General features: G+C 59.2%; 6 protein-coding genes. 4 read left to right on the top strand and 2 right to left on the bottom strand.

What is annotated here, in order from left to right; all coding sequences use genetic code 11:
* The first annotated feature begins 199 nt into the window (after positions 1-199).
* Complete coding sequence (locus PG888_RS07065; RefSeq protein WP_042657154.1) at positions 200-709, top strand: VC2046/SO_2500 family protein; 510 nt, start codon at positions 200-202, stop codon at positions 707-709.
* A gap of 111 nt (positions 710-820) precedes the next feature.
* On the opposite strand, the gene hpf is transcribed toward PG888_RS07065, so the two are convergent.
* Positions 821-1,159, bottom strand: a complete 339-nt coding sequence (hpf, locus tag PG888_RS07060) for a ribosome hibernation-promoting factor, HPF/YfiA family (protein WP_005334257.1) — start codon at positions 1,157-1,159, stop codon at positions 821-823.
* Between the two features lie 368 nt (positions 1,160-1,527).
* Between hpf and PG888_RS07055 the strand changes: the two genes are divergently transcribed.
* The 3 genes from PG888_RS07055 (at position 1,528) to PG888_RS07045 (ending at position 7,208) form a co-directional block, all read left to right on the top strand.
* Positions 1,528-4,032, top strand: a complete 2,505-nt coding sequence (locus PG888_RS07055) for a putative bifunctional diguanylate cyclase/phosphodiesterase (RefSeq protein ID WP_270693024.1) — start codon at positions 1,528-1,530, stop codon at positions 4,030-4,032.
* A 99-nt stretch (positions 4,033-4,131) separates the two neighbouring features.
* A complete protein-coding gene (locus tag PG888_RS07050) occupies positions 4,132-6,033 on the top strand; it encodes a transglycosylase SLT domain-containing protein (RefSeq protein WP_182939298.1) in 1,902 nt (633 codons plus the stop codon).
* 176 nt (positions 6,034-6,209) lie between these two features.
* A complete protein-coding gene (locus PG888_RS07045) occupies positions 6,210-7,208 on the top strand; it encodes a LacI family DNA-binding transcriptional regulator (protein WP_182939299.1) in 999 nt (332 codons plus the stop codon).
* A gap of 79 nt (positions 7,209-7,287) precedes the next feature.
* On the opposite strand, the gene PG888_RS07040 is transcribed toward PG888_RS07045, so the two are convergent.
* Positions 7,288-9,240 carry a TonB-dependent receptor domain-containing protein gene (locus PG888_RS07040; protein WP_270693028.1) on the bottom strand — a complete coding sequence of 651 codons (1,953 nt, stop codon included), beginning with the start codon at positions 9,238-9,240 and terminating at the stop codon, positions 7,288-7,290.
* Positions 9,241-9,271: the final 31 nt, after the last annotated feature.

Below are 9,271 nucleotides of genomic sequence, written 5' to 3'. Positions count from 1 at the left end.
AGAAGGATTCGAACCTTCGAAGGCAGAGCCGTCAGATTTACAGTCTGATCCCTTTGGCCGCTCGGGAACCCCTCCACAAGTGCGAGGCGCATACTAACAGATCTTCTGGTTTTGTGAACCCCCAAGCAGGATTTTTCCATTAAAAGAATTGGATTTGTGGCCGATAACCAGTGAAATCGCCATTTTCGAGAGTTATCTCATGCTGCCCAGTTCAATCCGTAATCACCTGCTCGTTGATGAGGGCCAGTTGGGGCAGCGCCTCAACCGTGACCTGCAGCATGGCGATCGGGCGGATTTCCGGTTGCATCTGGCCTTGCTCACCGACGCGGTGGAAGAGCAGCCCTGGTTTGATGCCAAACCGGCGGTCAGTTCCCAGAGCCGTGACTGGCGTCCGCACTTTGACTTGAGACCGGCAGAGGTGCTGGTGGCTGAAGGGGCTGGGAGTGACTGCAGTGCCATCAATGAGCGGTTGCAACAGGGGGGAAGCATGGTGGATGTGCGGCTCTGGCTGGCGCTGCAAACGCCGCCGCTGGCGGTCAAGCAACCGCTGCTGGATGAGGCTGTCTACGACAACCTGTCGCCGCTGGCGCGGGAGCGGTTGCAAGGAAAGCTGGCCGATATGCCACGCCAGGAGGATCCGTTGGTACTGTTGCCGATCCTCGACCGTTTGCAACAGGGGGTGGATACCCGGTTGCACTGGCTCAGTTGATGGCGCCTGCTCACTGGTGTAACGCGGTGCTTATCGGGCAAATCACAGGCAACAAAAAGGCGGGTAACCCCGCCTTTATGCTCGCTGAATTTTTAGCCTTGCGGCATGCTATCAAGCGTCGGCTTCATCCGGTTGCGGCTGCTCTTTGAGGGCGGCGTTGGCGCGACGGGCAATCGGCTTCTCGGTGTGACGATTGAGTTGGCGCTCCAGCTTTTGACCCAGTTCGTTGATGGCGGCGTAGAGATCCTCATGCTCTGCCTGGGCAAACAGTTTGCCGTTGGGGATGCCAGCACTGGCTTCGACAGTGAACATCAGACGCTCTTTGGAAACAATCACATGGGGTGTGATGAGAGGCACCTGAAGACGTTCGAGCTTTTCAAAACGGGATTCGATGCGCTCGCGGATAGCCGGGGTGATGTCGATGATTTTGCTGGTAATTTCGATTTTCATATTGGCCCCCTTCGGGTCGTCTTGCTTGTGTCTTCACCTTCAGATTACTCATTGGTAAAGATTGAAATGTGATCTATGTCACATAACATTCCCTTGGCTATTCAGCAACTTATAAATTGTGATCTTTTCCGGTTTCGTGCCAAAAACAGCTTGAGCTCCATGAAACTGGCAGGCAGTATGACGGGAATAGGATCGTTTCTGTCCCTTCTTGGCAGCACTTCGTGTCGACCTCATGTCCGGTTTCCACTGCTTGATATCGCATGTTTGTACTCTTCCCTCGCAACCGCTGATCTGATGAGTGGATGCAGGGGGCGTTGCTGTGCCCGATGGGACATCAAACGTGGTTGGTTGTTGTGTTGGAGTGGTAAATGAAGCAGCAAGCCACGCAAGTCATGTGGTTTTTCGATCGGCAATATGATCAGTGGAGTCTCTCTGATCAGGGGGCCTACCAGCAGTGGCAAGGGGAGGGCAATCATCCCTGGGCCGCTCGCCTGTTACCGGAAGATGAGGCAGGCTTTGCCGACTTTCTCGTCCGGCTTCATGAATCACATCTGCCAGAGCAGTTCATCGGTCATCTGAAAGATGATCAGGGGCAGCTCAACCATGTGCTCTGGAGCGGTCAGTTTGTGCCCACCCAGCAGATCTGCTGTGGTTGGCTGGCCCCGCTCGATACCGCCAACAGCGCGGTCTCCTCCCTCAATCTCTCGCTGCCGTTGCTGCAAACCACCCTGCTCACCCAGCTGGCGCAGGCGCTCTCTGCCCGCACCGGGCTCGACTTCTTCAATACCCTGGTCAGCCAGCTGGCTCATATCCTCAAGGTGGATGCGGTCTGGGTGGGTGAGCTGTGCGGTGCCGACCGGGTCAGGGTGCTGGCTGCCGACGGGCTGGCGCAGAAGGACTACCCGCTGGCGGGCTCCCCCTGTCAGGAGCTCTACAAGCAAGGTGCCATCTGTTTCGAGGTGATCGACGAGTCGCAGGAGTATCAACCCTGGCTGGCGGCCGGGCAGACTTACTATGGTCAGCCGCTGTTTGATGCCAGAGGTCAACTTCTGGGTCATCTGGCGCTGCTCTATTCGGCCCCGGCAGATACCAGCAACCTCACCTCGGTGCTCAATACCTTCTCGGTACGGATGGTGGCCGAGCTGGAGCGGCTGCAATCCGATGCCCAGATGCGGCTCTCTGCCGTTGCATTCGAGACCCACGAAGGGATCATTATCACGGATCCGGGGTTCAAGATCCTGCGGGTCAACAACGCCTTCAGCCAGATCACCGGCTTTGACAGCCAGTCGTTACTGGGCCTGCACCTGGAAGAGGATCTCTGGCCCAATCTGGGGGGACTGGGCTACGAGCTCAACACCCTCAGCCGCTGGCAGGGGGAGACCCAGCGTCGCCACGTCGATGGTCACACCTATCCCCAGTGGGAGATAGTGACGCCGGTGCAGGATGAGAAAGGGGTGATCAGCCACTTTGTCATCTGCTTCGAGGATATCTCAGAGCGCAAGGCGGCCGAGCGGCGCATTCAGGATCTCGCCTATTACGACGAGCTGACCGGATTACCCAATCGCCGTCAGCTGCACGAAACCCTGGTGCAGACCTTCAACGAGTCGGTCCGCGACGGCCTGATTGGTGCGCTGCTCTTTATCGATCTCGATCACTTCAAGACCATCAACGACTCCCTCGGCCACGCCACCGGTGACTGGCTGCTCAAGGAGGTCGCCGCTCGCCTCAAACGGCTGGTGCGCCAGGGGGATTGTCTGGCACGCCTCGGCGGTGACGAGTTTGTGCTGTTGCTGCCGTCGCTCTCGGCCAGCCCGCCCCAGGCGGAGATGCAGGCCGATATTATTGCCGAGCGCCTCATCACCGAGATTGCCGCTCCTTATACCTATGTGGGACAGGTGCTGCACATCGGCGCCAGTGTCGGCATTACCTTGTTTCCGGATCGGGAGCAGGGGGTCGATGATCTGCTCAAGCAGGCAGATACCGCCATGTATCAGGCCAAGTCCGCTGGCCGCAAGACCCGTCGCTTCTTCGATGCCTCGATGCAGCAGCAGGCGGATCGCCGTCTGCTTATTCACAACGAACTGCGCAACGCCCTCAGCCAGCAAGAGCTGACCCTCTACTATCAGCCCCAGCATATGGTCGATGGCGGCGATATCATCGGCGTCGAGGCGCTCATTCGCTGGCAGCCTGCCGGTCGCTCTCTGGTCTCGCCGGCCGAGTTTATTCCCATCGCTGAGGAGACGGACCTGATTGTCGATATCGGCAACTGGGTGCTGCACGAGGCGTGCGCCCAGTATGTGCTGTGGGAGGAGAACGGCATCCATATTCCGCAGATCTCGGTCAACGTCAGTGCCAAGCAGTTCCATGCCACCGACTTTGTCGAGCGGATCCACGATGTGCTGGCGCAAACCGGCATGGATCCGGCTTGCCTCAATCTGGAGATCACCGAGTCTGTGGTGCTGGGTCACGCCGAGGACACCATCAGCAAGATGACCGAGCTCAAGGAGCTCGGCATCAGCTTTGCCATCGACGATTTTGGCGCCGGTTACTCCTCCCTGAGCTACCTCAAGCGGCTACCTGCCGATGAGCTCAAGATCGACCGCTCCTTCATTCAGGACATCCCGAAAGATGGCGACAACATGGCCATCGTCGAGGCGGTGATCGCCATGGCGCGCCATATGGGGTTCAACGTCACGGCGGAAGGGGTGGAATCCCGTCAGCAACTGGAGTTTCTCAAGGCGCAGGGGTGCAGCTTCTATCAGGGCTATCTTGCCTCCAAGCCGCTGCCGGTGCCCTATCTGGAGAAATATGTACAGCGGCTGACCAGACCGGAACCGCTGCGCGAAATGCAGCTGAGCAGTGCAGAAAAATAGTCCCTGCTCCCCGCTGTAGCGCTGCCCGGCAACGGGTAGAATGAGAGGCAGTAGACCCACCGCCATCGGGCGGTGTATTGCCCTCAATGGAGATGTTCAGTGAAAGCTGTATGGGGAATTGTTTTGTCGGCGCTGTTCGTGCCGACCCTGATGGCGCAGACTGCCGACCAGACGCTCTACCGTCAGGCGTATGACGCCGTACGGGCCAATGATCAGGCCCGTTTCCAGCAAATTCGTGCCCGGTTGACCCATTATCCGCTGCTGCCCTATCTCGATTACTATCAGCTCGCCTTTCGTCCGGGGGCGGCCGATTACAACGATGTGACCCGCTTTATCCGCCAGCATGGAGATACCCCCCAGTCCAACCGGCTGGAGCGCAGCTATCTGACCTATCTGGCCCAGAGCCAGCAGTGGTCGCAGTTCCTGCGTTTCTATCCGGCCAAGCCGAGCTCCACCGATCTGCTCTGCATGCACTATCAGGCGCTCTATTACACCGGCAAGCCGAAAGAGGCGTTGCAGGGGGCGGGCAAGATCTGGATGAGCGGCCAATCGCGCCCCGATGCCTGCTCCCCGCTGTTCCAGCTGTGGCAGGTATCCGGTCAGCGTACCCAGGAGAAGATCTGGCAGCGGATGACGCTGGCGTTCGAAGCGGAAAACCCCAACCTGATCCGCCACCTTGGCGCGACCCTCGGTAGCGGTTTGCAGAGCTATGGCGATCAGATGGTGACCCTGTTCGAGCAACCCGCCAAGGCGATGAACCCGGCCTATTTCAGCAGTAACCCCTATTCACGTAAGCTGCTCTCCCTGGGTTTGACTCGCTATGCCAATCAGGAGCCGGAGTCGGTGCTGCGCCAGCTTGCGCTGTTTCGTAGCCGTTTCGGCCTGACCCAGGCCGAGGTGAAACCGGTGGAGCGTGCCATTGCCCGCCGCCTGCTGCTGGATCGCGCTATTGCCCAGCGCAGCTGGGTCGATAGCACGGTGAAAAAACTGGCGGATCCCGACATTACCGAGCTGCGGGCGCGACTGGCCATCTGGGAGCAGGATTGGCGTGGCCTCTCCGGCTGGGTGAAGATGATGCCGATGGCCCGTCAGAAAGAGGATCGCTGGCGCTACTGGATGGCGCGCTCCCTTGAGGTACAGGGACAGCAAAAACCGGCGCGAGATCTCTATCTGGAGACCGCCAACCTGCGCGGTTTCTACGGCTTTATGGCGGCCCAGCGCACCGGCGTGCCCTATCGCATGAAGAATCAGAGCGTCAAGCATGTACCGGACTGGCGTACGGCCAGCCAGCGCTGGCCCTTCCTGTTGCGGGTGCGCGAGCTGTTGTCGATGAACGAGATTGCAGCGGCCCGCTCGGAGTGGATCCACAACATGGATCGCAACCCGGTAGCCCAGCGCATCGAGTTTGGCCATATCGCCCTCAATCAGGGGTGGCACGAGCTGGCCATTCTCGCCAGCATTCGCGCCGAAGCGTGGGATGCCCTCGATTTGCGCTTCCCGCTGCCGCTCAAGCGCACCTTCTCCCAGATGGCGCAAGAGCGCACCATGAACACCAGTCTGCTCTATGCCATCTCCCGTCAGGAGAGTGCCCTCTATCCGCTGGCCCAGTCGCCGGTGGGGGCGCGCGGCCTGATGCAGCTGATGCCGGCCACCGCCAAGGAGACCGCAGGCAAGCTGGGGGTGCCTTATCGCAACGAGCAGCAACTGTTTGATCCGGCAATGAATATTCGCCTCGGTAGCGCCTATCTCAAGCGCTTGCTGGATGTCTATGACGGCAACCGGATCCTGGCGGCGGCCGCCTACAACGCCGGGCCGGGCCGGGTAAAACGCTGGCGTGATCAGAGTGATAACAAGCCGATGGATGTGTGGGTCGAGAGCATCCCGTACAAGGAGACCCGCAACTACGTCCAAAACGTGTTGTCGTTCGATCTCATCTATCAGCACAAGTTGCAGCAGCCGCTGCGCTTCATGTCGGAGCGGGAGCTCAATCACGCCTATTGAGTCGGGGGCCGCCCGCGGCCCCTGTTTTCAAATTTTTCTGACGCCGGGTATCATCGGGTAAGGTTCTGTTACCAAAGGAAACATGCCCGGTGACCTGGCTCAGGGAATTACATCAGGCCGCAGGGTATACTCAGGCGTCGGCACCGACAGGTTCCCCCACAATAAAGGAATGGATAGTGGCAACGATTAAAGATGTTTCTCAGCTGGCAAATGTGTCTATCTCCACCGTGTCGCGCGTTATCAACAACACGGCACAGGTAGCACCGGAAAAGCGTGAGGCCGTATTGGCGGCCATGAAGGAACTGAATTTTCGACCCAACAGTTTTGCTCAGGCACTGGTCAGCAAGCGTTCCAACTGCATTGGCGTGCTGGTCGGCGACCTCTGCGGTGGCCCCTTCTTTGCCCAGATGATGCGTGGCATCGAGACCATGGTCGATCAGGCCAACAAGTTCACCATCGTCATGTCTGGCAACCATGATATCGCGCGCGAGCGTCATGCCATTCAGGCGCTGCTGCAGCGCCAGTGCGATGCGCTGATCCTCCACAGCAAGGCGCTCCCTGACGAGGAGCTGAGCGAGCTGGCGGCAGGCTCTACCCCCATTGTCTTTATCAACCGTCAGGTACCCGGGGCCGAAGATCGCTGCGTCTGGCTGGACAATAAGGCCGGGATCACCACCGCGTGCCAGCACTTGCTGGATGCCGGTCATCGCAAGATCGCCTTTATCACCTCCGATGATGAAGAGTTTGTCGATGGCTTGCAGCGGATGGCGGGCTATACCCAGACCCTGGCCAGAGCCGGAATTCCTCTGGAGTCCGCATTGATTGGCCGTGGCTTTGCCGACGAGAACGGCGGTTATGTGGCGATGTGCGAACTGCTGGCGCGCGGCGTCGAGTTCACTGCCGTGCTCGGTTTCAACGATGCCATGGTGGCGGGGGCTATCTCCTGTCTGCTGGAGCGCGGCTACAAGATCCCGCAGCAGGTGTCGGTGGTGGGGTTCGACGATATCCCCTACGCCCGCTACATCTATCCCAAGCTCACCACGGTGCGTTACCCCATCGAGGAGATGGGCAGCCGCGCCGCCGAGTTGGCGCTGCGCCTGCTCGATCACAAGCCGGTTGACGGCCTGGCGCTCAAGTTTGAAGCCCAGCTGGTGGAGCGTGAATCGGTCGCCTGATGAACGTCAAACCGCGAATAACAACGTGGCCCCAATGGGGCCACGTTTGTTTTTGCTTGTTGTCTGCCTGTCGGCCAGTTTAGAAGCGGGCCGAGCCGCTGACGTAGTAGCTGCGACCCGGTTCGACGTTCTGGAAGACGATATCTTTCTCTTGCAGGCGCACGTCGGTCAGGTTGTTGATCCCCAGTCGCAGGTCAAAGTTCTCGGTGACCTTGAAGCCGGTGCCCAGATCGAAGGTTTGATAGCTGGGCAGCTTGTGCAGTACGACAACCTTGTTGACGGTCTGCTCGGCAAACTGGGTACCGGTGTAGGTGGTGCCGACAAAGGCATTGACCCGCTCGGTGGCCTGCCAGGTGATCTTGGCGTTAGCCTTGTGCTCCGGCCGCTCGGGCAGAGCCTGACCCTGATCGCCCTCAGCCTTGAGATAGGTGTAGTTGGCGCCGAGGTTGATATCGTCGGTCAGATCGAGCTTGCCGGTCAGCTCCAGTCCCTTGGTGGTGGCCTTCTCCAGGTTGTACCAGGTGCGGTCAGTGGAGTTCGGCAACGGCTTGAAGGTGAGCATGTCGTCGATGTCGGAGTAAAACAGGGTGGCGCTGGTTTCCCAGATCCCTTCTCCTGCGATCACTCCCAGCTCGTAGTTGGTGCTGGTTTCCGGCTTGACCTTGTCGCTGCCATAGATGCGGCAGCTGCCGCCGCAGCTCTCGATGCTGTAACCGTTGGAGTACTGGTGTGGTGCCGGTGCCTTGAAGGCCTGGCTGACACCGCCCTTGACGGTCACCAGCTCGTTCATCTCATAGACCAGATAGCCGCGCGGGGTGAAGTGGCTGCCGTAGATCTCGTGGTGATCGTAACGGCCACCCAGCGTGAAGGTCAGGCTGTCGGTCAGGCCAATTTCGTCCTGAGCGAACAGCGCCTCCTGAGAGTGACTCTCCTTGCCGCCGATATCCTTGTAGCTCACCGCATCCACCAGCTCCCGATCCAGATATTCACCACCCAGCGTCAGGTAGTGGTTGGCCAGCGCCAGGTTGGTATAGCCCTTGAGGGTCAAGGTGTTCTCTTCCAGCTCCCGCTGCTGCGGGGCTGAGTAGCTGGTGTTGAAGTCGTCGATCTGGGAGGTCTCGTAGTTGGCCATGACGGTGGTGTCACCCCAGCTCCAGTTCCCCTTGTGGGTCAGACCAAACAGGTTGCGATCGTTCTGCTGCTGGCGGCTGTGCACCTTGTTGCCGGTCTTGCGGAAGATATCGAGGGGCCGCTCATCCTGATTGTAGAGATAGTCAAACTCGAAGCGCTGCTGCTCATCCACCAGCCAGCTCAGGGTAGAGGCGAAGTTGCGGGTCTGTTTGGCTTCGATAAGGGGGATGCCGTCAGCAGCTTCGATGGGGGTCCAGGCTTGACGGTCATACACCTCGCCGTTCATCCGGATCAGCAGGTTGTCGGTCAGCGGGCCGGTAAAGCCCAGGTTGGTTCTGTGCTGATCGCCGCCATCCTTGCCCTCGATGGCCTTGAAGTCGGCATCGGCCGCCCCTTGCCAGGTTTTGCCCGGCTGTTTGGTGATGATGTTGATGACACCCCCGATGGCATCAGAGCCGTAAAGTGCCGACATGGGGCCACGGATCACCTCGACCCGCTCGATCATGCCAAGGGGGACAGGGGTATTGTCGAAGTTGCCGCCGCGCCACAGGGCATTGGAGGAGGAGAGGCGTTTGCCATCCACCAGCACCAGGGTGTACTTGCCGGACATGCCGCGAATGCCGATATCGCTGCGGCCATTGGTGTCAGCTTCAGCCTGAATGCCCACTTCGTGGCGCAGCAGGTCGGCAAGGTCATTGACCGGCGCGGCGGCGATCTGTTCGGCCGTGATGACAGAGATAGAGGCCGGTGCCGAGCGGGTATTGTGCGCCGTGGTGGTGACGGTGATCACCTCATCGGCTTGAGGGGCGTTGTTGGCGGCAATTGCTTGCTGGGTCAGCAGGGTGACTATGGTGGTGGCCAGCAGGCTGGGAGCGATAAAACGAGAGGCTGAGAATTTCATTATTTACATCTTCCATAATATTCAAATGATA

The organism is Aeromonas sp. QDB23, assembly GCF_027707745.1.
Taxonomy (GTDB): Bacteria; Pseudomonadota; Gammaproteobacteria; order Enterobacterales; family Aeromonadaceae; genus Aeromonas; species Aeromonas allosaccharophila.
Note: the sequence above shows the minus strand (reverse complement) of the source record. Positions and strands in the feature narration are given on the sequence as shown.